At 43.9% G+C, this 24,094-nt stretch carries 17 protein-coding genes and 3 tRNA genes; 9 read left to right on the forward strand and 11 right to left on the reverse strand.

The genetic code is table 11. From position 1 onward, the window contains the following. Positions 1–305 precede the first annotated feature (305 nt). The 5 genes from KI743_RS02720 to KI743_RS02740 all read right to left on the reverse strand — a co-directional run bounded on the left by KI743_RS02720 (position 306) and on the right by KI743_RS02740 (position 4,002). Positions 306–379: transfer RNA gene (locus KI743_RS02720), tRNA-Cys, on the reverse strand. A 57-nt stretch (positions 380–436) separates the two neighbouring features. Continuing rightward, positions 437–523, reverse strand: a tRNA-Leu gene (locus KI743_RS02725). Between the two features lie 120 nt (positions 524–643). Then, positions 644–717: transfer RNA gene (locus KI743_RS02730), tRNA-Cys, on the reverse strand. A gap of 169 nt (positions 718–886) precedes the next feature. Continuing rightward, positions 887–2,332 (reverse strand): ATPase RavA stimulator ViaA, encoded by a 1,446-nt coding sequence (gene viaA, locus KI743_RS02735; RefSeq protein WP_285464755.1) that lies wholly within the window; start codon positions 2,330–2,332, stop codon positions 887–889. Between the two features lie 11 nt (positions 2,333–2,343). Then, on the reverse strand, positions 2,344–4,002 hold the full coding sequence (locus tag KI743_RS02740) for an ATPase RavA domain-containing protein (protein WP_152469594.1): 1,659 nt from the start codon (positions 4,000–4,002) through the stop codon (positions 2,344–2,346). 291 nt (positions 4,003–4,293) lie between these two features. Here KI743_RS02740 and KI743_RS02745 point away from each other — a divergent pair, with 291 nt between their 5' ends. The 4 genes from KI743_RS02745 to KI743_RS02760 all read left to right on the forward strand — a co-directional run bounded on the left by KI743_RS02745 (position 4,294) and on the right by KI743_RS02760 (position 8,347). After that, positions 4,294–4,809: an NUDIX hydrolase gene (locus KI743_RS02745; protein ID WP_285464758.1), complete on the forward strand. Its 516-nt coding sequence runs from the start codon at positions 4,294–4,296 to the stop codon at positions 4,807–4,809. Between the two features lie 9 nt (positions 4,810–4,818). Continuing rightward, positions 4,819–5,823, forward strand: coding sequence for a low-specificity L-threonine aldolase (gene ltaE, locus KI743_RS02750; protein ID WP_285464760.1), 1,005 nt, complete (start codon positions 4,819–4,821; stop codon positions 5,821–5,823). Between the two features lie 262 nt (positions 5,824–6,085). Further along, positions 6,086–7,021, forward strand: a complete 936-nt coding sequence (gene ylqF, locus KI743_RS02755; RefSeq protein ID WP_032552640.1) for a ribosome biogenesis GTPase YlqF — start codon at positions 6,086–6,088, stop codon at positions 7,019–7,021. Positions 7,022–7,288: 267 nt separating this feature from the next. Next, positions 7,289–8,347 (forward strand): GGDEF domain-containing protein, encoded by a 1,059-nt coding sequence (locus tag KI743_RS02760; RefSeq protein ID WP_285465103.1) that lies wholly within the window; start codon positions 7,289–7,291, stop codon positions 8,345–8,347. A 67-nt stretch (positions 8,348–8,414) separates the two neighbouring features. Here the strand turns inward: KI743_RS02760 and KI743_RS02765 are convergent, their stop codons facing one another. Continuing rightward, a complete protein-coding gene (locus KI743_RS02765) occupies positions 8,415–8,954 on the reverse strand; it encodes an N-acetyltransferase (RefSeq protein ID WP_032552641.1) in 540 nt (179 codons plus the stop codon). Positions 8,955–9,136: 182 nt separating this feature from the next. Here KI743_RS02765 and KI743_RS02770 point away from each other — a divergent pair, with 182 nt between their 5' ends. The 3 genes from KI743_RS02770 (at position 9,137) to KI743_RS02780 (ending at position 12,472) form a co-directional block, all read left to right on the forward strand. Next, complete coding sequence (locus tag KI743_RS02770; RefSeq protein WP_150869658.1) at positions 9,137–10,279, forward strand: fatty acid desaturase; 1,143 nt, start codon at positions 9,137–9,139, stop codon at positions 10,277–10,279. A 261-nt stretch (positions 10,280–10,540) separates the two neighbouring features. Then, a complete protein-coding gene (locus KI743_RS02775; RefSeq protein ID WP_285464764.1) occupies positions 10,541–11,980 on the forward strand; it encodes an endonuclease/exonuclease/phosphatase family protein in 1,440 nt (479 codons plus the stop codon). Positions 11,981–12,181: 201 nt separating this feature from the next. Further along, the gene (locus KI743_RS02780; RefSeq protein ID WP_150896522.1) at positions 12,182–12,472 is read left to right on the forward strand and encodes a putative quinol monooxygenase; all 291 of its coding nucleotides are present in this window, start codon (positions 12,182–12,184) and stop codon (positions 12,470–12,472) included. A 228-nt stretch (positions 12,473–12,700) separates the two neighbouring features. On the opposite strand, the gene manA is transcribed toward KI743_RS02780, so the two are convergent. The 4 genes from manA to mngA all read right to left on the reverse strand — a co-directional run bounded on the left by manA (position 12,701) and on the right by mngA (position 19,884). Continuing rightward, positions 12,701–13,888, reverse strand: a complete 1,188-nt coding sequence (gene manA, locus KI743_RS02785) for a mannose-6-phosphate isomerase, class I (RefSeq protein ID WP_285464772.1) — start codon at positions 13,886–13,888, stop codon at positions 12,701–12,703. Between the two features lie 2 nt (positions 13,889–13,890). Next, positions 13,891–15,054, reverse strand: a complete 1,164-nt coding sequence (locus KI743_RS02790) for a glycerate kinase (RefSeq protein ID WP_285464776.1) — start codon at positions 15,052–15,054, stop codon at positions 13,891–13,893. A 45-nt stretch (positions 15,055–15,099) separates the two neighbouring features. Further along, positions 15,100–17,739, reverse strand: coding sequence for a mannosylglycerate hydrolase (mngB, locus tag KI743_RS02795; protein ID WP_285464778.1), 2,640 nt, complete (start codon positions 17,737–17,739; stop codon positions 15,100–15,102). 210 nt (positions 17,740–17,949) lie between these two features. Then, complete coding sequence (gene mngA, locus KI743_RS02800; RefSeq protein WP_285464779.1) at positions 17,950–19,884, reverse strand: PTS 2-O-a-mannosyl-D-glycerate transporter subunit IIABC; 1,935 nt, start codon at positions 19,882–19,884, stop codon at positions 17,950–17,952. 312 nt (positions 19,885–20,196) lie between these two features. On the opposite strand from mngA, the gene KI743_RS02805 reads away from it, so the two are divergent. Together KI743_RS02805 and KI743_RS02810 are read left to right on the forward strand one after the other, a co-directional pair. Further along, positions 20,197–20,919, forward strand: coding sequence for a GntR family transcriptional regulator (locus KI743_RS02805; protein ID WP_032552648.1), 723 nt, complete (start codon positions 20,197–20,199; stop codon positions 20,917–20,919). Between the two features lie 266 nt (positions 20,920–21,185). Then, on the forward strand, positions 21,186–21,944 hold the full coding sequence (locus KI743_RS02810; RefSeq protein WP_285464781.1) for a YdiY family protein: 759 nt from the start codon (positions 21,186–21,188) through the stop codon (positions 21,942–21,944). A 109-nt stretch (positions 21,945–22,053) separates the two neighbouring features. Here the strand turns inward: KI743_RS02810 and KI743_RS02815 are convergent, their stop codons facing one another. Further along, positions 22,054–23,763, reverse strand: coding sequence for a methyl-accepting chemotaxis protein (locus tag KI743_RS02815; protein ID WP_285465105.1), 1,710 nt, complete (start codon positions 23,761–23,763; stop codon positions 22,054–22,056). Positions 23,764–24,094 lie beyond the last annotated feature (331 nt).

The raw sequence follows: 24,094 nt of genomic DNA on the forward strand, positions 1-24,094 counted from the left end.
AGCCTCTTATAAAACTTAGAACATGAGTTAGTGTTTTATAGTCTCACCTATGCAACTGATTTTATGAGAGTTTCGACCCAATAATGAAACAAGTTGTGTATACTTTGTCAATATGTGACTTGTGTAATACCAAAGTAGTATAGAACCCGCTATGAAGGCGTGCTTATGAAATATAGGTACGTTAACGAGATATAGATAACTAATGAAATACCGCTATTCCAAAAACTGACAATAGAAGTGTTTAAAACAAGAGCCAAAATTCAGATACAAAAAAACCAGTCACTAGGACTGGTTTGATTGAATAATGGAGGCGCCTCCCGGAGTCGAACCGAGGTCCACGGATTTGCAATCCGCTGCATAGCCACTCTGCCAAGGCGCCTTAATTTGATTGTCGTAGTCTAAGGCAACTACGTGTCTCTTTAGAAGAGAATATAGATGGTGCCCCGGGCCGGACTTGAACCGGCACAGCGCGAACGCCGAGGGATTTTAAATCCCTTGTGTCTACCAATTCCACCACCAGGGCACGCAATTCTTTATTGCGATGCCGTTACGATTCGTAAACACCATCTTTAATGTCGAAGTGAATCAACATTACAAAATTTATAGCAACATAGGTTTTCTGTATTCAAACTCGAAGTTTGAATGGAGGCGCCTCCCGGAGTCGAACCGAGGTCCACGGATTTGCAATCCGCTGCATAGCCACTCTGCCAAGGCGCCTTTTTATTTCAACACATTAGGATGTTGTCCCGCTGTGTTCGGGTGCTTACTTTACGGATTGAGAAAGGATAGTCAAATAAAAATATGCATTTAAATTCTGTTTGCTGACATTTAAATCAAATTGCTGCACCTTCCACCTATTCAGACAGAAATCGTACAGCAATTTACATCACCATTTTTTCATTAAACGCCCAACGAGGCTTGGATGGTACGACCAACAGTGGTCAAACATACTCATTAATTGAGGGTTGCCGTACTTAGAAAGGCTCACAGCGTGGAAGCGGTTCTTGTGCTGTTTCAATTTCTCAACCTGCGCAATCATCTCATCAGACTGCTTAGGTGCGATAAAGTCAGAAAGCACAACCAAATCTGCGTTCTTGTATTTATCACCCATCATGAGATCAATCGACTTCATCAAGACTGGTTCTAGATCGGTACCGCCGTGGAATGAGTAACTTAAGAAGTCACTCGCTTCACGCAATCCGTCCTGACGAGTTAACTCATAAGTGATTTGCTCTGAAGAGAACAGAATTACGTAACAATCGCGCTCTTCTGCCAATGCAATTTGCATCAGAGCATAAGCCATAGCTTTAGCCGACTGTTCAGGGAACCCGCTCATGGAACCAGAAGCGTCAACACAGACGATAAATGGCCCTTTCTCGATATCTACATTCTTGGCATCTGGTTTTTGCGCTCTCACTTTTCTTAAAGTTCGAGATTTACCTTGAGAGCGGTAACTCAATAAGCGCTTATCGGCTAAATGCTTGTAGAAGATAACTTCGAGTTCTGGGTAAGCCAAAAACATGGTCTCATTTGGCAGCATCTTATTGAGGTCGTCACTTTCGTGAATACCGACAATATCGTCCACTGCTTCATCGGCTTTTTCTTCGACCATCTGAAGCTCTTCAACAGGAGCTTTATGCAGAGACGGGTCATCTTCTAAACCAGCCATACGACCAAGCTTCTCGGCAATCTCTTGAAGCCCTTTGTGCTTGTTGAGGAACTCTGCATGACGCTTCATTACCGTAAGGTCGGTTTTGCTCAGCTTAGCCGACGCCATATCCCACAAGCGCCCTACACTGCCTTCATCACCAGATTCCGTCACTTTATCCATGTTTTTCATGGTTTCCATGCGCTGGTAAAGATCAGCAAGCACTTTCTCTTTACTCGCTTCAAGCTCAGTTACCTGCGCTTGTTTGATCGCTTCAGATAGAGCTTGATACCACTGGTCACAGAAGTAATGCGGGAACATGGCGTTATACACGCCCTTATTGTGTTCAAGCAGACGGCGAGCTTGTAGATAAAACGCAGAATGCCACTCCAGCTTTTTGATCACCGAGTCGATCTCTTCAAAAAACTGCTCTTCATTCCAGTGAATCACTTCTTGGTAAAGGGCAATTTCTTGTTGAAATCGATCAGTTTCGCAGACTTTGGTGACGCGTTTTTTGACCTTGCCACGCCATTTAACTAAATGGTTTTTAACAGAGGTTTTAACACCTTTGTTTTCCGCTGCCATCATCACTTGCGAGCGGGCCAATAAGTCATTCATTGCAGTATCAATGATGCCAGAGTCTGCCACCATTAACGCCAGATTTAATCCGTCTGCTCCTAACATATAGGGTCCCCTTACTCGAAGTATTGGCTCATGAACTTGATACGCTGAACGATCTTACTGCTCTTAACCTGTGTGGTTTCAAGATCTTGAGTGATGGATTGCAAGCTTGCTTCCATCGCCTTCGGTAATTCAGGGTCAATAAAGTTATGTGGTAGCGCACCATGGAAATCTGAGCGCACTTTTTTAAGGTTAAATTCTGCGTCTTGAAGTTGTTTAAGCGCGGCTTCTGCACCTGTTAACCATTTGTCGTATAGTTCTTTGTCCAGACCATCAGACGTCACAACGCTCACTAACACTGAACGGTTAGCGATATCTTTGATAACGAGTTGGTTGGAGGCATCTAAATCCAGCTTCAGGCGACATAGGTTTTTGTTTTCATTTACATAACCATAGATGTCACCGTGACCTTCTTTGATCACGCGGTCGAAATCATCTTTAGCAACGTAAACCCAGCGACTGTCGCCTTTTTCAGATTCAGACACTGACATGTTGCTTTGCAGTAGTACCAGTTTCACTAGATTGTAGGCACTACCAACGCTGTACATTTTCGCGTTCTTGATATCGTGCTGGTAAATGTCTTTACGCAGTAGACCGCTGCTCGTTTCCATTGAAAGAGATACAGATAGAGTCGACTCTACATCTTCTTGGATCTCTTCTAGCTCTTCACGTGCTAGCTCAATTTGGTGTTTGGATTCTTGTTGGTCAAACGCTCGGTTCAACGCAAAATCGTTAACGACACTACGAACCACGTCACGAGACTCTGGGCTATGCCACAAACAGTCTTGAAGTAACATGATATCAAGCGGGTTCACGGTATCACGGCCACTGAAGAAGGCACTTGCTTTAAGCAGTTTAACGGCTTTCTTCCAACGACGGTCAGACACGTAAAGTTCAGAGTCTGACATTGCGCCGCCCTGCTTCTTCACAGTCTCTTCAAGCATAGTTTTAAGCTCGTAAAGCTTGTCGAATGCGTTGTCGTTAAGCTCTAGACGATCTAACTCTTTCTGCCATTGGTGATATTCAATATCAGTGATAGCCAGACCCGGTGGGATGGTCGCTTCTTGAGGTGTACCCGTGGTTAGCATCGACTTAAAGTTCTGCTTATTCTGGATACGGTTTACGAACACGCGCACCAGCATACGGTCATAAAGTGCCTCTAGGCCACTGTCTTCATCTGGTAATTCGTTAGATGCAGAAACCAACAGTCGCATCGGAACACGTTCGATGTCGCTGCCATTTTTAAAGGTTTTTTCGTTAACAACGGTCAATAACGTATTAAGGATTGCCGGACCTGCTTTCCAAATCTCATCAAGGAAAACAACCTGAGCTGTTGGCAAGTAACCCTCAGTTAAACGCACGTAACGACCATTGTCTTTCAATTCTTGAATACTCAATGGACCAAAAACTTCTTCTGGGGTTGAGAAGCGCGTCATCAAATATTCGAAGTAGCTACTGTTATCGAAAGCTTGTATTAAACGTTTCGCGATCAAACTTTTCGCGATACCCGGAGGACCAAGCAAAAAAACACTTTCGCCTGCAAGCGCAGCAAGTAAACAAAGTTTAATGGTGTCTTCACGTTCGTAAACACCGTCAGATAAGGCTTGAGCAAGCTTGTTAATGCGTTCGGAGAGTAATGCTTTGTCAGCATGGGAGGATACAGAAGGATTCATCACAGCAAAACTCCGGAAACTTTCAAGATAATTAAGAGTGTAGATATGTTTTTATACATTTGTTAGCACTTTGTTACAAGTGTATTTTATTGTTGAGTAGCATTTATATCAGATGGTTAGGTTGGTAATTTTGGTGTAATCAAAGATTCCAATTTTGAGAATAGAGTCACAATGTGTGATGAGTTTCGTGGAACGCATTCAGAATTTTTCTTTTATTTTCGACATAATTGGCGTTATGGTGGTCGACGTCTTATATGTCCGGCAATTGGCAAGGAAAGTGACTACCACTCCATGAAAACAATAATCCACAAATGGAAAAGCATCTCACTAATAGAAGAGGATGTTAAATTACCCACCGGGTCCTCAATAACTCACACTACGATTCAACATCCTGGCGCAGCAGTCATACTTCCCATCACGTCTAACGGAAAGGTCATTCTCATCAATCAATTTAGACCTTCGTTAAAAAAATGGCTGTTAGAGCTCCCAGCAGGCACGATGGAACAAGGTGAAACACCTTTAGATTGTGCGAAGCGAGAACTTGAAGAAGAGACTGGTTACAGTGCTGGTCAATTTCAAAGTTTGGGGCAAGTGACTCCACTCGCTGGCTTCTGTGATGAGATCCAGCATCTATTCGTTGCATCAGAGCTCAACCTAACTACACGCTTCAGCTGTGATGATGACGAAGTCATTGAAGTGGTTGAGCTGACTATTGAAGAGCTTCAACAAAAAATTCGTAACGACCAAATTACCGATACCAAAACTATCGCGTGTTTAAGTAAAGCCCAGCTTTGCGGCTACCTATAGGAGAGAAATATGGACTTTCGTTCTGATACCGTCACCAAACCAAGTCAGGCTATGCGCCAAGTTATGGCTAACGCAGAGGTTGGCGACGATGTCTACGGTGATGATCCGACTGTAAACGACTTAGAACAGTGGGCAGCCGAAGAAGCGGGTTTTGAAGCCGCCATGTTCACTTCATCGGGCACGCAAGCCAACCTTTTAGGGTTAATGGCACATTGTGGTCGCGGTGATGAATACTTGTGTGGACAGCAAGCTCACAACTATAAATATGAAGCGGGCGGTGCCGCAGTTCTCGGTTCAATTCAACCACAACCGATCGAGAACAACCCAGACGGTACTTTAGACTTTGGCAAACTCGAAAGTGCAATTAAGCCTGACGACAGCCACTTCGCTCGCACAACGCTACTGAGCTTAGAAAACACCATCAATGGTAAGGTGTTACCACTCTCCTACTTGGCAGAAGCTCGTCAGTTTACCAACAAGCACGGTTTAAAACTGCATTTAGATGGTGCTCGCGTTTATAACGCAGCAGCGGCACTGAATGTTCCCGTTAAAGAGATCGCTCAGCACTTTGACTCGATGACCATTTGCTTGTCTAAAGGTTTGGGAGCTCCGGTTGGTTCGCTGCTTCTAGGCAGCAAAGAGTATATCGCTAAAGCACGTCGCCTAAGAAAAATGGTGGGTGGCGGCATGCGCCAAGCTGGTATCTTGGCGGCAGCAGGTAAAATGGCGCTTACAGAAAACGTAACGCAACTGAAGACCGACCACAAAAACGCGAAAGATCTCGCAATTGGCCTTAGTGAATTGCCAGGCTTCTCAGTGAACCCTGACTTTGTTCAAACTAACATCGTATTCGCCAAGCTAGATGACAGTGTCGATATCACAGCAATCGCGAACAAGCTGGCAGCAAAAGAGATCACTATTACACCGAGCAACCCGATTCGCTTTGTGACACACCGTGATATCTCTAGCGCAGATATCGCTCGCTTCCTCACAGAGCTTAAAGCCGTTTTTTAGTTACGGCTTGCGACCCAAATAACTGAAAAAAACCAAACCCTATGTTGCTAATCACAATATAGGGTTTATTTTTGCCTTCAAAAAGATCCGCCTACCCTCGACGTAAAACAAGATAAGCCAACTTCAGCCTGTGCTAAGCTCAATAAACTAAAGCACTTGGTTGTTTTTCTACCGATATATCGCAGTGCAAAGCCTATATAGCTTTACACGCCCTATCGAACCCTTACAATGTGCTCAAAATATTTTTACAAGGTTTATCTCTATGTCTATCCAATGGTTTCCGGGCCACATGCACAAAGCCCGCAAAGAAATCGAAGAAGTTATCCCTAAAGTTGACGTTATCATTGAAGTACTAGATGCGCGTATTCCATTTAGTTCAGAAAACCCAATGATTGCAGAGATCAAAGCAGGTAAACCGGTAGTTAAAGTTCTAAACAAACGCGACCTTGCTGATCCAGAACTCACACAGATGTGGATTGAGCACTTTGAAAAAGAGCAAGGTGTGAAAGCGATCGCGATTACCACCAGCGTTAAAGAAGAAGTGAATCACATCATGGAGCTGGTACGTAAGTTAGCTCCTCACCGTGAAGAGATCGGTAAAAACATTCGTACCATGATCATGGGTATTCCAAACGTTGGTAAATCAACCATCATTAACTGTCTAGCAGGTCGTACGATCGCAGTAACAGGTAACCAGCCTGCAGTGACTCGTCGCCAGCAACGTATTAACCTACAAAACGGTGTGGTGCTTTCGGATACTCCGGGAATCTTGTGGCCAAAAGTAGAAAACCCACACAGTGGTTTCCGCCTCGCAGCAACTGGTGCAGTAAAAGATACTGCAATGGAATACGATGAAGTAGCGTTCTACACGGTAGAGTACTTGGCAAAGCAATACCCTCACCTACTGAAAGAGCGTTACCAAATCGAAGAGCTGCCAGAGTCAGACATCGAACTGATGGAAGAGATCGGTCGCAAACGCGGTGCACTGCGTGCAGGCGGTCATATCGATTTGCATAAGTGTTCAGAAATTCTACTTCATGAACTGCGCAACGGCACACTAGGTCAAGTGACTTTAGAGCTACCAGAGATGATCACACAAGAGCTGATCGAAGTAGAACAGGAAGCACTACGTAAAGCTGAAGAGAAAGCAAAGAAAAAAGAAGAGCGTCGTAAGCGTTACCTGAAGAACAAGCGCTAATTATTGCCCACGACCCTGTAAACTCGTTACGCGAATTTTCCAGCTTTTCGCGCCCTAATGATATCGTTAGGGCGTCACTTCTCAGCATTACCCCGTCATTGATAGAACTAATATCTTGTCACATAAATAAAATCTAAAATTTACATTAGTGAGTTTCATAGACATACTGACGCATTATTTTGTGATCCCGTAGCGAATTTTAAGATGCGTTCATATCCCGGTTTTCAAAACCAGCGTTTCAAAACCTATTTTGATAATGAAATATACCTGCCGTATGTCAATTTCATCTACCTACCGATCACTATATTTCTAGCCTTTATCATCACCGACTTCATTCATTTTGGTGACCAGTGCATCATGCCTATTGTTCTGCGCGTCACTCTTTCAGCATTGATGGCGGGAGCCGCGTATTACTGCATAAATAATCGACCAAACATACTGCAACAGTTAGAGAGCTTATTACTGATAACGAGTGCACTGTTTCTCGTTGTCGTTGGAAGGATAGCCATTGGCTTTGGAAATTATGATTACCAAGGCGGCGTCATTCTGGTAATGATTTATCTCGGTACCTTTTCTCGTCTATCTGCTCGATACAGTTTATTTACCCTAACCTGCATACTGGCTAGCTATCTTATCGGTTTATCGCCACTTCTTTATGCCGCAGAACCTGCGCATGAGCTTGAAATTATCTCAATCTATTTAGCAACCTACGTATTGGTTGCCGCAGCAAGTTTAAGAAGAGACTTAGAAGTTCACAAACGCTTCTCTCAATCTGAACAACTGCGCAAGCAAGCGATCCAACTGAGAAAACAATCGAACCTGTTTGAAGCACTCTCTTACCAAGATGCTCTAACCGGCTGCTACAACAGACTTTATCTACACCAAGTTATCGAGCCGAACATCAATCGCAATCAATCTATGACAACCATTATGATCGATATCGACCACTTTAAGTCGGTCAACGATACATACGGTCACCAAACTGGCGATATGGTTATCAAAGAACTTGCGAAAGCAATTAAGGCTAAGCTGCCAGTTAAGAGCAACCTTTTCAGATATGGTGGAGAAGAATTTCTGATTATTGCTCAAGGGTTAAATAGCACCCAGGCGCAACAACTTTCCGATAGTTTGCTCACATCACCTTCAAAGCTTTCTTTGGACGTGACAGTTTCTGTTGGCGTAAAACATATTGATCGTGCAGTTGGTTCAGTTGAACAATTGATTGAAGATGCTGATAGAGCGCTTTACCAATCTAAGAAGAATGGGCGTAACTGCATTTCATGGTGCACCGTCTCCTACCCCAATGTAGAAACTGCAGCAGTCTAAACACGGCACAAACAAAAAGCCCCGAGCTAATCCTCGGGGCTTTCTATTTTTAATCGTGCTTATTTTATCAAGCTGGCGTTTGCAGTTGCTGAGCTAAAGTCGAAGGCGAAGGCCAAGAGTAGACTTTCTCTTTTACTTTACTGCCGCAAGGCGCATCCCAAATTTGCTCAAGCTCTTCTTTACCACCGATGGACTCATAAAACCCGATAGCTTGCTTGTTTTTGGACATCACTTCTAAGTAAAGGCCACTATCAGCATAGTATTGCTCAAGTCTCTCTGAGAGCTCTGATAACAAGCGTTTGCCAATCCCACGACCACGGTAGGCGTTATCAACATGCAACGCATCAATAAAAGTACCACGGTCGAAGTTGTGATTTCCGAATGCACATACAAACCCAACAAGCAGCCCACCTTCTTCAAGAAGTAAAACGTGTTGGTTAAAAGGAGGGTTGATAAGACGTGTTTGCCAAATTACCGATCTATCTTCTAGAACGTCCTGATCTAGATATTGGTCAGCAAGAATACCTCGATAGTAGATTTTCCAACTGTCTGCATGTAACTGTGCGATACGCTCGTAATCTTTATATTCAGCTACTCTAATTTCCATTTATTAGCCCTTAGCACTTCCATTTATTTATAACTTCTACATTTAATACTACTTACCTACAAAATTAAAGCAAAACATACTATTAAAACCCGACGGCTAATAGGTACTTACACTTTGATTCTTGACTTACACGTGTACGCTGATATTCTAGCGCACATCTGTACGCTCAATGGAATATGCTGATGACAACTGGCAATACAACGCAAAATAAGAAGCCACCTCTGATCTGGCTAAACGTTTTTATCTTCTCTTTTAGTATGCTTTTGGCTCTAGTTGCCGCCCCTCTTTATGGCTACTACAACGGCTATGGCGCGGAGCATTGGGTTTGGTTGGCGATCTGTTTTAGCTTTTGTAATCTATCAATAACAACGGGTTACCATCGCTTGTGGTCGCACAAGGCGTTTGAAGCACATTCTAGCTTACGATTCCTTTTTGCTTTGGGTGGCGCATTTGCACTTCAAAACAGTGCCCTTCACTGGTCTTCTGATCACCGAGTACATCACAAGCATGTCGACAACAATGACAAAGACCCGTACTCAGCTAAACGTGGTTTTTGGTACTCGCATATCGGTTGGATGATTCGCAACTACAACACCTCAATTTATAAAGATTACGAAAATTGCCGCGATCTTAAAAAAGACAAAATTGTGATGTGGCAGCATAAACATTACATCTTGTTAGCGCTGATCATGAATTTTGGTGTCCCTATCGCGCTTGGCGTGATCTATGGTGACGTGATTGGCATGTTGCTAATGGTTGGTGCAGTTCGTTTAGTACTTAACCACCACACCACTTTCTTCATTAACTCACTTGCTCACATCTGGGGTAGCCAACCTTTCACAGATAAGAACACAGCACGTGATAATGGCATTCTTGCGGTTTTGACTTTTGGCGAGGGTTACCACAACTTTCATCATATTTTTGAGAATGATTACCGCAATGGCATTTACTGGTGGCAATACGATCCAACTAAATGGCTGATCAAAGGCGCGTCACTATGCGGCCTAACGTCGAAATTAAAGAAAACGCCACAGGCTCGAATTGAGAAAGCCGAAGCTACGATGCTCTTAAAGCGTACTCAACAGAAAATCATGCATCGAGCAGACAACATTCAAATAGCTGAGAAACTGCAAGCAGAGTTCGACTCTCTTGTTGCAAACATGAATGAATACTACGCTGTAAAAAAGCAGTTGCTTGAGAGCAAACGAGACGACGTAGTTAAGAAGTACGAGCACTCATTGCTTAAAGTTCGTTACCAACAAATCAAGCTCAATTTTGAACAGCAGAAGCGTAATTGGGCCCAAACAGTAGAACAGTACGCTTAACCTTTTAATAACATATTCTGTTTTTTATCAAGCGCCTAGGCTAGACCAGCCTCGGCGCTTTTTCGTTTTTATTACCCTGTTTATGATTTGGGTTGAATAAAAACTCTAATCAAATCTGAAGCAACATCTAATATCACACTTACAATGTAAGAAAACGTTTGCTTACATTTCTAGTTGTGATCAAAGTCACTTACGGAATTTCATTTTGTAACATAGAATGCGCGCCCTCCTGTTCCACGGACTACAAAAGCAAATCATTTTATGAAAATGTTAAAAACATCACTGGCGCTAGCAATCTCTACTACCCTTTTATTCGGCTGCGGTGACGAAACAACAAACAATTACTACCCAGAAGTTCCTCAGCCTGAAGTTCCACAACCGACGCCTGTAGACAGCAAAGGACGCATCGCAGTATTTAACCTATCTTTCGATCGTTATACCTACGAAGATCTTGTTGCAGAAATGAAGCTGACTAAACCAGAGCAAGATGCACTGATTAAAGGCTGGCAACATAAAACGCTATCTGATGAAGACAACGCAACAGCTCTTAAAGTAATCCAGATTCGCAACGTAGCTGCAATCATCCAGACTGAGCGCCCAGCGGTTATTATGATGGCAGAATTCAACAACGACGGTACTGCTGAAAACAATGACGCTATCATTGGTTTCCGTTTGAACTACCTTGCGGTTTCTCAAAACTCGAATAGTTTTGACCAAGACGGTATTCAATTAGAGCCAATCGTATTCCAATACTTTGCTAACTTCGCAACCAACACCGGTCTATTAAACGAATTTGGTTTTGACTTAGATAACGACGGTAATGCAGGCCAGCTCCCAGGTGATGCATGGGGCTTTGGTAATTACCACGGACAATATGCGTTCGCTCTAATGTCAATGTACGAAATTGATCACGACAACATTCGTACTTTCCAAAAATTCAAATGGAGCGATATGCCTTCGGCTACCATGCCAACGATCACCAACTGTAATGATTCTTGGAATCCGATCCCAGATGGCATGGAATGTGGTGATGATTGGTACACTGCTGAAGAGTGGGCAGAAGTTCGTCTTTCTTCTAAAAACCACGTTGACGCACCAATCCTGATCCCACAAGAAGATGGCACTACTGACACAATTCATCTGCTTATGTCTCACCCGACACCACCGATTTTCGATACAGGTAAGAACAAGGTTCAAAATGCTGATGAAGTTAACTTCTGGGTTGATTACATCGAAGGTAAAAACTACATGTACGATGATAAAGGTGTGACAGGCGGTTTAGCTGATGATGCCAAGTTCGTAGTAATAGGCGACCTTAATGCCGATCCTCTTAAAGGCGATGGCGACCTAACAGCAATCAATGCACTCATGGATCACGACAAAGTTAACCGTTTAGCAACGTTTGGTCCATTAGCACCAGCTAGCCTTGGTGGCCCAGAATGTCTAGCGCTTGGCGAATGTAAAGAAGCAAACTGGGATACCCCATACCCAGGTCAAGTAACAAGCACAAGCGGTCTGCGTCTTGATCACGTTGTTCCATCAGAGAACTTAACTATTTCAGATTCTGGCGTGTACTGGCCTGCTACATTTGAAGATGGTCGTCTGTTAATGAATGATGAGCGTGTAGGCAACTACGGTAACGGTAAAGATATCTCTTCGGATCACCGCATGGTTTGGATCAAAGCTGAAATCCATAACTAATATTGCCGCTTAAGCTTTTTCAATAATGCCCGACTCTTGAGTTGGGCATTTTTTATTTTCTTTTTGTAATTATTACTCAAGCAACTCTCTTTAATTATGGACTCAAGCATCCATAGTTATTGGATTTGGGCACTCTTTAATCCCGACTATAAACTGCCTATATTACTTGCACTTACCGAGTGAAATACCAAGGAACAAAGAATGAGCAAGCTAACTATTATTGCAACTATCGTCGCGAAACAAGACCGTATCGACCTAGTTAAATCTGAACTGATCAAATTAATCGAGCCTACTCGTGTAGAGGAAGGTTGTATCAATTACGATCTTCACCAAGACAACGACAACCCTGCTCACTTCGTTTTTCATGAAAATTGGGAATCAGAAACTCTATTAGAGAAGCATTTAGGCAGCCAACATATCGCGGACTACCTTGCGGCAACTGAAGGTTCGGTTGAATCGTTTATTATCAACAAAATGACTCACGTCGCCTAAATAACTTCTCACGGCTTTAGAATACCCCGTTCATAAAACGGGGTTTTGTCGTTTTAAGGACTTGTGATTTTTTATCCGTAACGAAAAAACCCGCCAACTACGGCGGGCATGGTCAAACTTTGTGACTGCTTATAACAGCTCTATAGCAACCATCAAACCAATATTGAGCGTTAACTATGACTAAATAACACTCTGATATCTCTTTGCTTTTTAGCTAACACGGGGGCATTAGTTGAAAGCACGAGCCAAGATACCATTCCCTTGATATTGGTAAACACTTGAATTGTTACTCACAAAAACCGACTCTCCCGGCTTCAATGTGATGCTTTGCCCTTCTGAAGTCACCGTCGCTTCCCCTTCCACACAGAACAGGATTTCCGCGCTACGAAGATACTGAGATTTACTTTCATCTGTAGCAGATAAGATATCAAAACCAAAATCATCCACTGGAATTGGATAACTCATTTTGCCCTCTTTTAGCACTGGCTTGAGACGGATGTCTTGCGGCTTGATAGACTCAAAAATAGTGTTGTCAATCAACTCTGGCACATCAATGTACTTTGGCGTTAAACCTGCCCGCAGAACATTGTCGGAGTTCGCCATGATCTCTAAACCAGTACCTTGAACATAGGCGTGTGGTGTTTCCGCAAACAGGAACATTGCTTCACCGGGTGCGAGTTCAACCGTGTTTAACATCAATGGAGCAAACAGGCCGATGTCACCTGGGTAGTGCTGTTTAAAGTCTTGGCTGTATTGCAAAGCTTCTCGACCCATTACCGTCTTAGCCGGACGTTGATGTGCCGCGTACAATTCCTGTAATGCCGTTTCTTTCCTTTCGCCTTCTAACGACATGATCGCGGTAAAGAATGCTTTCAACGAATCGCTGTCGGCATTGGCTTTAAGAACGTTTAACTCAATCGCTAACGACGGAATATCAGCCTCTTCAAACAAAGCAATAATGTCTTCAATCGGTCTGAAGCCGTTCATCGCCTTGTAGAAGGTTAACGCGTAAACCAGCTCGGGCTTATGGTTTGGATCTTTATAGTTACGATTAGCTGCATTCAATGGAATACCTTCGGCGTTCTCGCGCTCGAAACCTATTTCAGATTTACGTTTGTTTGGGTGAACTTGAATAGACAAGGGTGTTTCCGCAGCCAGCACCTTAAATAGGAAAGGTAATTCACCAAAGCGTGCCGCTGTATAGCCACCTAAGACATCAATCTTATTCTCATCAATCACGTGAGAGAGAGTTTCGCCTGTGCCACCGACCTTCGAACAACCATTTGGGTGAGCTCCCATCCAGATCTCAGCTTGTGGTTCTTGATTAGGATTTACAATACCGAACAATTGGTTAATGGAGTCTTTACTGCCCCATGCGTAGTTTTGAATAACATTGTCGAGTTTAAATAGAGACATAATTACTTCTCATTAAAAATCTGGCCGCCAAGCTTAAGCGTGGCTGCAATATTACGGGCAGTACGAGTAAGATTTTTACTCGCTTCTGAAAGAACTTGTTCTAAAGGTTGAGGTGAGCGAACCGTGCCAAAGGTGCTGTTGATGACTTGGTATAACTCATCAATTTCTTGACCTAATGAACCAGCAATACCGATCGTCGGAATGCCTCTGCTTTGCGCGCGTCTGGCGATTCCAAATGGCGTCTTACCTTGTAAGGTTTGGTTATCCATTTGGCCTTCCCCTGTAATAACAAGGTCTGTACCTTCGAGCACTTTGTCAGCATTTAGCGTGTCCAGAACCATCTCAATGCCCTGCTTGATGTGAATATCAAACAGCAAAGATAGCCCTAGAGGTGCGCCACCAGCGGCTCCAAACCCCATACGCTCACGATGATCTTGCCCACTCTCTGATTTCACAACCAAAGCAAACTGTTCAATGGCTGCATCCAACGTTTCAACAAGTTCCGTTGTTGCCCCTTTCTGCGGACCAAAGACGTGGCTTGCTCCATTAGGGCCAGTCAATGGATTGTCTACATCGCAAGCAATAATAAACTCAACGGTGCTACAGCTAGGGTGAAGGTTTGAAAGATCTATCTTTGCAATATCACTCAACGCAGCACCACCCGTTTGTAATTCACAACCGTTCGCATCCAGTAATCTCGCTCCTAATGCTTGAGCGATCCCCGCCCCCGCATCGTTCGTGGCACTACCACCTAAGCCAAGTAAGATCTTATCTACACCACAATCTAATGCTTGTTTGATCAGTTCCCCTGTACCAAAGCTGGTTGCTCGCTGAACGTCTCGCTGCTGTGGTGTAATGAGGTCAAGACCTGAAGCAGCAGCGAATTCAATCAGTGCCGTTTTCTCTCCGTTTGACTTATCACCATTAAGTAACGCCCAGCTTGCTTGAACAGGTTCACCGAGTGGTCCCGTTACTGTTGATGTGTGCAACTCACCTTCAAGCCCTTGCAACAGAACATCAACCGTTCCTTCTCCGCCATCAGCTAACGGTAAGTGAACATACTCTGCACAAGGAAATACTTGGCAAAACCCAGCCTCAATGCTTTCACATACCTGCTTTGCTGTTAGGGATTCTTTGAATGAATCAGGAGCAATAACAATTTTCATCGTCGTTCACCTACTCCGCCCAACACCTGGGCGGAGTACCTTAAGTTAGAATTTCACTTGGAATGATTTCGCCTGACACGCTTTTAGAGTGCCAAAGGTTTGAGCTTCCACTTGAGTATCGCGAACTCGTTCATCCATACTCGTTTCAAGCCAAGAAGCCACAGCTTGAGTAAACTGAACCTTGTCTTCTACTTCGCCCAATTCGGCAGGGTTGTAGACACGGAGAATCAACGCATCTTCGTCTTCAGCTTTCTTGAGAACACTCAACACCGCGCCCTTTTGGTCTTTGCTCAGTAGTGAGTAAGTCAGCGGCTTATCTTGTTCGCCAACATTTAGCTTCATCGCGTTGTATGGGATCTTGTTGTAACACTCGATTGGCGTGACATTGTCACGAGCTTCCGCCATGATGTTTGCGTCAATGTGGTTACCCGCAAAACCAAACAGTGCAAACTCACACACAATCTTGCCGCGTGTTTGAGAGTCCGGAGTTGGGATCTTGATGCCTGAAGGACGACCCGGACGAAGCAATAGTTCTTCTTTACCCAGCACGCCAACGCCACGCAGTAACGTCAGAGCGAAAGTATCGCGCTCTTCGTTGCCTTTGCTGGAGATAACTTCAAACTCACGTAGACCATTAGTCATCAACGCCATACCACCCGTGGTGTTTTCAACAGCAGCAAAGTTCATCAGTTGGTAAACCGGTACTGGCGCTTCTTTCCATTTCTCTTCTTCCCAAACGGCCATTGCTGGATCGTTAGTTGGACGAGTAATCAAGCCGAATTGGTTATCAGCCACAACATTTTCAGAAACAAACGGAGTTGGTACTAGAACGCGTAGGCGGTGGTCATCTGCTTGGTTATCCAGTTCCATACGAACTTCGATGCGGCGAGAGCCTTGCTTCAATACCACTTGGCAATCAACATCAACAAAGCCGTTTTGGCCTGTACGTTCTTCACGCTCTTGTAAGTTTGCTGGCACGTTCATGCGTAGTTTGATTGTTGCTACAGATTGGAAACCTTCGTGCTTAATGCTGGTTTCGGCCTTAAACTCATCCGAGTAAAGCAACCACTCTTGACGTGATGGGGAGTAATCGTACTCATCACCATCATCTGAGCCGTCTTCAACGCGAAGTACTTGGTCAAACAGCATATCTGTCTCTTTATCGAAAACCGATAGCGTGCCGTTGTCGTTGACATTGATGCGGTAGAATTCGTTCTCTAATAGGTAATCTTTTTGCTCAGCAATAATGTTGCTGCCCTTTGTATTACCTTCGATATGTAGCGTGGTGTAACCCATTGCTGGTACAGCACGTTTAATCTGGATGTCGTATTCAATGAACGGGTCGTAGTTCCCGTAGTGAACGATCTGACGGTCGATCTTGCCTGGGTCAATCACGCGTTGATCTTGAATGTAGTATTCAACTTGGTTGTCATTTTCATCAAAGATGTTGAACTCGTTTGCGCGAATCGTAATCGTTGTATTGATAACCTCTTCACGCTCATAAGGCGATAGGTTGAAGAACGCCAACTTGTCGCAACCTTCACGTGCTGGCATGTGGTCAACAATCTTACGCTTGTAGAAGTTGATTAGGTTTGATGCCATATCGTCCGCTAGGATGTAACGGTTTAGGATCTCAGCGTGTACTTTGTCTGAACAACAGCAACCGATAGAGTCATGTGCGTGGTTCTTCATGCTCTCTTTCCACATCTTCTCGATCAGGCCGTGGTGGTATTCAAAGCCCAGTGACCATGCGATCGATGCCAGTGGCTCTAGGATGTTTACAATCTTGTTTTCTACTTCTGCGTGGATCAATTTGATGTCCATACGCGTAGAAGAGATCGTGCGGTGAACGCGCATGTATTTGCCGTCGTTAAATTCACCTTTGATAGTGTCTAGGTTGTCACGCTCTTCACGGATACGATCGAACACTTCTTCAAAGCGGCTCATCATGAATTCACGATCTGGATACACTTCACGCAGCTTATCCATCACTTCAAAGATGTCTTTCTGAATCGGCATCTGGTCGTGACCATTAGGTAACAGAATGTCTTTCGTTACTGATGGTTTCTCTAGTACTGGGAAGTATTTATCTAGACGAGCGCGCAGACCTTCTTCGTCTTGAGGTAGGTATTTACCAATCGCGTAACCTAGAGGAAGCACTTGCGCCATCACTTCTGAGCCATCGTTTGATTGCCACAAGAATTCTGTCTTATTAGTACCGTGACGCTCAGAACAGCCACGCCAGAACATTGCCGTGTCAATACCAAAGCCGTTGTAGATCATTGGCAGTTGTGAACTCATTGAGAATGAATCAGGTAGATAACCGATCTTCATTGGTTCACCTAGCTCTAGGCAATCACGTAGTCCATACATCATGTTACGAACGATAGACTCACCTGAAACTTGCATAGTGTCAGTTTGAGAGTACCAAGGACCCACGATCAACTTACCTGCTTCTGCCAGTGCTTTTACGCGCGCTTTATTCTCTGGCTTGATGGCAAAGTAATCTTCCAGCACCGCTGTTTGTCCATCGAGAACGTAATACTTGTATTCAGGGTCGTTCTCAAGACGCTGCATGATCTCTTCCATGTTGTTCACAAGAAGAATACGCGACTCTTCAGTAGTGAAATACCATTCACGATCCCAGTGCATGTGTGGAGTAATATGAACGCGTGATGTAGTCATAGTGATTTACCTAAGTTTGCGGATTCGACACTCAAAACCGCTAATTTTTAAAAATTTTCAAGGGGTTAAAACTGGCTGCCACTAAATTTAGGGTGCAAGAATCCACGCCCAGATTCTGTGTGAATAAAACGTTAGGAGCACAGAAATTAGGACAGCCAGTGTTGTTCGTTATATTTATTGAGTGAGTTAAAGAGTTAACTCAGAATTTAGTTAGTTTTGTGCTGCGGTTTGCACTTCAAACTTACCCTTTTTTACAGCGTGGCCTCGCCATACCAGAAGAGTAATTGTTGAAATAACCGTACCGATAAGTGCTGCGCCGAACCAAATTGCTGCGGCAGAGAATGCACCTAAACCAGCGTCATGAAGTAGGAAGATAGAGAAGATACCTGCACCCGGGGTTGATAGACCGATACCTGCCGCACCAATCATTGCACCTGTAACGACAGAACCCAGTAGGAACGAGCCGATAACACGGATTGGATCTTCAATCGCCATTGGAATCGCACCTTCAGTGATACCCGCTAAGCCAAGTAACCAAGTTGATTTACCCGTTTCAATCTCGAAGTCTTTAAACAGACGTGGAGCAATAAGAGTCGATGCTGTTACCGTGAACGCAGATACCATCTTAACCGAGCCGAAGATTGCATAAGGACCATAAACACCGTTTGCCATCGCACCCAAACAGAATGCGTAAGCCGCTTTGTTAACTGGGCCACCAAGGTCGAATGATACGAATAGGCCGATGATTGCGCCCAGTAGTAGAGCGTTAGTACCCGACATGCCGTTTAGCCAATCAGTTAAACCTTGGTTGAGTAATGCCACTGGTTTACCGATAACAAACAGCATCAAAGAGCCCGCCACTAATGTGCCGATCACCGGGTATAGGTAGAAGGTCAGAAAGCCGTTGAATGCAGGGCTTAGGCGAACATTTTCTTTCACCCAGCGCATAACGTAACCGGCAATCAAACCACCAACAACACCACCAAGGAAACCTGAACCGATGAGGTTTGCAGCGATACCAGCCGCAAAGCCAGGACCCAATGCAGGTTTGTCAGCAAGGGAATATGCAGTGTATGCCGCTAGTACTGGTACCATTAATGTACCGAGCAAGCCACCACCTAATTTTCGGTACATCCATAACCAAGAGTCTTTGGTTGCGTACAGCTCTTGCAGGTCAAAAATTTGAGCGATAAGAACAGCGACTGCCAGAACAGTACCACCAGCAACGATTAGGGGAACAGCGTAAGAGATACCTGAAAGAAGCGCTTGCTTGAGCTCAGTTTTAAGTGGCAATTTCTTCGGCTTATCATCTGTTGCCACGGTGCGATCAGCGCCATTGCCATTTTTAGATTCATCAATCGCGCCATTTAAAATGCGCTCAGCGTGTTTAATCGGCTCTGCTACCGGAGTTTCTACTCGTGGGATACCGTTAAAGCGATCAAGCTCTTTGATTGCGACTTCGGCTGCGAAGACACAAGCAACGGCATTATTAAGTTGGTCAGCAGTTAAGCGGTCTTCGATACCATTAGCGCCCTGCTTCTCAACATGAACGTTGTAACCCAGCTTCTTACCCGCTTTTTCCAAATACTCAGCGGCCATATAGGTATGAGCGATGCCCGCTGGACAAGCAGTAACACATACAATTGTTGGAGAATTTGTATCTAAGTTGTCTTTCTTTTCTTCCGTTTGATTTTCACCATCTAATAGCGCGAAAATCTCTTCAGCAGTGGTCGCTTTCAATACGGCTTCGCGAACATCATCATCAACAAGTGTTGTGGTTAATTCAGTAAGCAGATGCATGTGGGTAGAGCCCGCTTCTGCATTTGGAATCGCGATCAAGAAGATTAGATTCACATCTTCGTCTTCATCAAGGCCTTTCCATTTCATATCTTGCTTAAGTGTTGCAACAGCAAAACCTGCTTCTTTAACCGCATCAGTCTTACCATGCGGTACTGCAAGGCCTTCACCAAGTGCTGTTGGGCCTTGAGCTTCACGCGCAAATACAGCATCTAGGTACTGCTGCTTGTCATGTAGTTTGCCTTGCTGATCCAGTTGTTCAGCTAGTGCATTAATCGCTTCTTCTCGGCTGCTAAACGTAGTTTGCAGATTTACGAGCGACTTGTTAGTTAGAGTTGTAAGTTTCATAACCTTCTGTCCCATTGTCACGGATTAGTGCGACAGTTCTCCCTGTCGACGATGACAATAATACAACTTAGAGACATATGATCCGTGATCATGATCTCATGAATACAAATTTGTATTTAATTTGTATCTTATGGATATCTTTCAAATGTACGAGAAAGCTTGAGATGTACCATTTAATTTGTATTATAAGCACTACAGACACCCATACGTTTATCACCCTAACGTGATTCAAGGTTATTGGGTACCGTCAAATTACGGCATTTAACAACAAATTATTTAAGTCTAGTCGCCCTAGCGATTAATGAGGCAAAAATGGCAAGACTCCCGATGTATCGCAAAATCGCCGATGCAATCCGAGACAAAATCAAATCTGGTGAATACAAAGTTGGCGAAGCATTGCCAACCGAGGCGCAGCTCAGGGAAGTATTTTCTGTTAGTCGTGTAACCGTAAGACAAGCATTGAAATTGCTGATCGAGAATGACGAATTAGAGAGTGTTCAAGGTAGCGGTACTTACGTTAAAGAGAACAAGATCAATTACGACATCTATCAACAATCAAGCTTCCAAGAGAAATGGGCTCACTTAGATGTAGTGACTCACAGTGATGTACTCGCATTTGAGATAAAGCCATGTTCGCTCGCCATGTCTGAACATTTAGACATCGGTGAAGGTGAGATGGTGTTCTATGTAAAACGTGTTCGTCATATGGATAACAGCCCAATCACTGTTGAAGAAACTTGGCTGCCAGTTAACTTATTCCCAGACCTTACCTATCAGGTAATGCAGAAGTCTAAATATGACTTCATCGAGAAAACAAAGGGAATGGTGATCGATCGCAGTGAACAAGAGCTGGTCCCGGTTCTACCGCCAGCCGATGTGGCCGAACAACTCGGGATCGATCCAGCACAGCCGATCATTGAAAAACGAACTCGTGGCTATTTGGCTGATGACACGGTATTTGAATACAGTCGTAACTACTTTACTTCCAACGACTACCGCTTCACTTTGGTTGCGAAGAGACAGCGTCAAGCATAGTAAGCTGTAGCTTTACTTTGAAAAGAATGAGCTCTCGATCGATTCGTGAGCTCTTTTCGTTTTTATTAACGCTTAGATAGCAACATCCGCCTAATTCCTGCTACTTCCTTTTCTAAAATCGCCTCAACGATTCTTGTTGAAAATCATTTAGTCTCAAATCAGGTTGCTTATTGACCTCGATACGTAGAATCAAAAGCTCAATCTAAGTCCGGCTCACTGCCAACTTGTTATTTGCTTTTATCTACTGATCTAGCTGTAAATCAACCATGAATAAACGTCATTACACGGCACTAATTGTAAGTATTGCCCTTGTCATCAGCCCACAAGTGTTTAGCTCCGTTGAAGTTGAACAAGAGATCGATGATTCCCCTTACACAAGGCTCACTAAATTGGGGTTCATCTATTCGCAGAATACCAGCACGTCTCTATCCATTAACTCAGGGATCTCTTTGGGCTACAAAGGCGATACATGGGGGCATAGGTTTCAATTTGATACTTACTACACCGACGCGGAAAACGGTGAAGATGGTACCAACCGATATACAACAAATTATGGAATCACCTACGACATCAACTCAAGAACCTATACAGTTGCCGGGATTCGATTCGAGCATGACCAGTTCGGTACCTATCGCGACCAGTGGATTGCGATGACAGGTCTCGGTAGACACTTCTATGAAACGAACTACGTCACTCTGCAAGGCTCTATGGGCCCAGGTTATCGTATAACTGAAAGGCAATCCTTTGATGAAGAGTTTCCCTCGCAAATGAACTATGAGCTTATTGCCAGCGGCTCGCTCGAAGGGACAGTTCAGTTTACCGAGAGCTTTTCTATTGGTGCAAACGCAAGTATTGCTTACGGTGAAGAGAACACAAACTACAACTTCAAAGGGTATTTAAAGAACATCCTAATGGGGAATCTCGCCCTCACATTCGACACTGAGTATATCTACAACACAACGGTTGCCTCAGACCAAAGTAACACCGAAATATACAGCTCTATGAACCTTAACTATGATTTTTAGTGCGTCAGGCGGATAGGCAGACAAATTAATCAGATTTGTACTAACTCGTCATGCAAACAAAAAGGCGCACAGAGTTGTGCGCCTTGTCATTTGTTGTCTCTAGTCGAGCTTATGATGTTTTGAACTGCGCCACTGCACTGTCCATCTCACTCGCCTGTGCTGCTACTTTATCCACCTCAACCAAGCAATGTTGAGCTGAAGCCGTATTCTGATTCGAGATAGCACTTAGCTCGGTAATGGAATCACTTACCTGCGCCATAACCGCACCCTGCTCTTCAATAGCAGAAGCAATGCGTTCTGAGTTACCTTGAATATCTTCCATATCACTTAGAATCAGCTGTAGGCTTGAATCCAGCGATTCAGAGTCACTCAATGTACGCTGACCTTGAGAGTTACACTCTCCAATCTCCGCCATAGAAGCTTCCATTTGGCTTTGGATCGCTGACACCACGTTAGTTATCTCTGTGGTTGATTGGTGCGTGCGGCTTGCTAGAGCTCGAACCTCGTCTGCTACAACAGCGAAGCCTCGACCTTGTTCACCCGCTCGTGCCGCCTCAATCGCTGCGTTCAGTGCTAACAAATTCGTCTGCTCAGCAATACCTTGGATGATGTTTACCGCATCACCAATCTGATCCACATGGTGATTCAATGAACTGATAGAGTCTTGGCTGCTCGATAGGCGTTCAGACAATTGCGTAATGTTGTTGATTGTCTCAACGACAACCTCACGACCTTTATCTGCATTAAGACGTGCTTTCTGCACACCTTCTGCGGCAATTGCGGTACTTTCAGAGATTTCACCAATCGTAGATACCATCTCTTGAACCGATACTGTCATTTCACCCGTGTGGTTAGCTTGAACATCAAACTGCTTAATCACTGATTCCAGTTCATTATGCATATTCGATGTGCTTGAAGTGAGCTGCTGAGACTTCTTCTGAGATGCCGAGATAAGCTTCTCTAGCTGATCTAACAACTGATTGAAGTATTCACCCAGTGAGCCTAGCTCATCGTGTCCTTTCAACTCTGAGCGAATAGAAACGTCGTTCGAATCCACAATACGTCGAATAACAGACAACAGAGACTCGATGCGGCCAACAATAGAACGAACGATCACCCAACTCAACAAGATAATGATGATGAGCAATGTGCCACTTAGAGCATTGTTAATGAGGTTTAGTTTCGCTAGTTGTGCAGCGGTGGTGTCTTTCAGCAACGCTGAGAACTCTTTGAACTGCGTTTCTACCTTATGAGAAGCAGAGCGCGCCTCACCTAGTAAACCTTCGTTGTGCTTTAGGCCAATTTTAATTTTCTGATCAACAACTTGCTGAGCTGAGTTTAAGAAGCTTGCCTGAGCATTAGAGAGTAAGCTCAAATCTAGGCTGCCCTGTTCAACCAACTCATTAAATTGGTACATGGCAAGTCTCTCTTCATCTGAAGCTCTTTCAAAGCTTACCGCCAAATCTTCTTGGAACTGACCCAATAAACCTTCATCATCTGATAGACCTAAAACTTGGTACGCGCCGACAAGCACGGTAAAGCTCTTATGGTAGTCGGAGATGTCCTGTCTTAGCTGAGCTGTATTCGCGAGGCTTAAATCTTCAAGCACACTTGCCAGCTCAGATTCTAGCTCCTGAAACTGACGGTAGTTGTTTTCAAACTTGTCTAGGTACTTAATGTCACTTCGAAGGAGGAAATCTTTCTCGTTTCGACGCAAGTTAAGCAAACGAACTTCTAAATCTTTGGTGATCAATGTTGCTTCATGAAGCTGCTCACCGGTTTTAGTAAAATGGGAGGTGGTAAATAGTAGAGATACCATCCCTAAAATTGAGAATAGACCCAATGAAAATAGTTTATTTTTAATATTCATATAAAACATCTGATGTAAATAACGGCCTTTAATGAGCACTCTATCAATAAGAACTAGCCATAAACGAGACTTGGAACACAGTCTTATATGTTAACAGACTGTGAATTTTCAAAAATTAAATAAATGAGAGAGTGATCGAGAATCAGTGACTACAGGTCAATTACTACAGTTTTATGACAGGGTGTCATAATTATGAAATGTGGAGGGAGTTATTAACAAAAATCTCAAAAGTGAAACAAAATCGTGCTTAAAGCGTGAAATTTGGCATAAAAAAGCGCTG

The sequence above is a fragment of the Vibrio sp. D420a genome (assembly GCF_030248625.1).
GTDB lineage: Bacteria > Pseudomonadota > Gammaproteobacteria > Enterobacterales > Vibrionaceae > Vibrio > Vibrio fortis_A.

Coding starts and splice junctions, on each gene's coding strand:
- viaA (WP_285464755.1), bottom strand. CDS start 2,332: ATGTTAGGAGCAGACGGATTAAATCTGGCGTTAATGGTGGCAGACTCT.
- KI743_RS02740 (WP_152469594.1), bottom strand. CDS start 4,002: ATGAATCCTTCTGTATCCTCCCATGCTGACAAAGCATTACTCTCCGAA.
- KI743_RS02745 (WP_285464758.1), top strand. CDS start 4,294: ATGAAAACAATAATCCACAAATGGAAAAGCATCTCACTAATAGAAGAG.
- ltaE (WP_285464760.1), top strand. CDS start 4,819: ATGGACTTTCGTTCTGATACCGTCACCAAACCAAGTCAGGCTATGCGC.
- ylqF (WP_032552640.1), top strand. CDS start 6,086: ATGTCTATCCAATGGTTTCCGGGCCACATGCACAAAGCCCGCAAAGAA.
- KI743_RS02765 (WP_032552641.1), bottom strand. CDS start 8,954: ATGGAAATTAGAGTAGCTGAATATAAAGATTACGAGCGTATCGCACAG.
- KI743_RS02770 (WP_150869658.1), top strand. CDS start 9,137: ATGACAACTGGCAATACAACGCAAAATAAGAAGCCACCTCTGATCTGG.
- KI743_RS02775 (WP_285464764.1), top strand. CDS start 10,541: ATGAAAATGTTAAAAACATCACTGGCGCTAGCAATCTCTACTACCCTT.
- KI743_RS02780 (WP_150896522.1), top strand. CDS start 12,182: ATGAGCAAGCTAACTATTATTGCAACTATCGTCGCGAAACAAGACCGT.
- manA (WP_285464772.1), bottom strand. CDS start 13,888: ATGTCTCTATTTAAACTCGACAATGTTATTCAAAACTACGCATGGGGC.
- KI743_RS02790 (WP_285464776.1), bottom strand. CDS start 15,054: ATGAAAATTGTTATTGCTCCTGATTCATTCAAAGAATCCCTAACAGCA.
- mngB (WP_285464778.1), bottom strand. CDS start 17,739: ATGACTACATCACGCGTTCATATTACTCCACACATGCACTGGGATCGT.
- mngA (WP_285464779.1), bottom strand. CDS start 19,884: ATGAAACTTACAACTCTAACTAACAAGTCGCTCGTAAATCTGCAAACT.
- KI743_RS02805 (WP_032552648.1), top strand. CDS start 20,197: ATGGCAAGACTCCCGATGTATCGCAAAATCGCCGATGCAATCCGAGAC.
- KI743_RS02810 (WP_285464781.1), top strand. CDS start 21,186: ATGAATAAACGTCATTACACGGCACTAATTGTAAGTATTGCCCTTGTC.
- KI743_RS02815 (WP_285465105.1), bottom strand. CDS start 23,763: ATGGTATCTCTACTATTTACCACCTCCCATTTTACTAAAACCGGTGAG.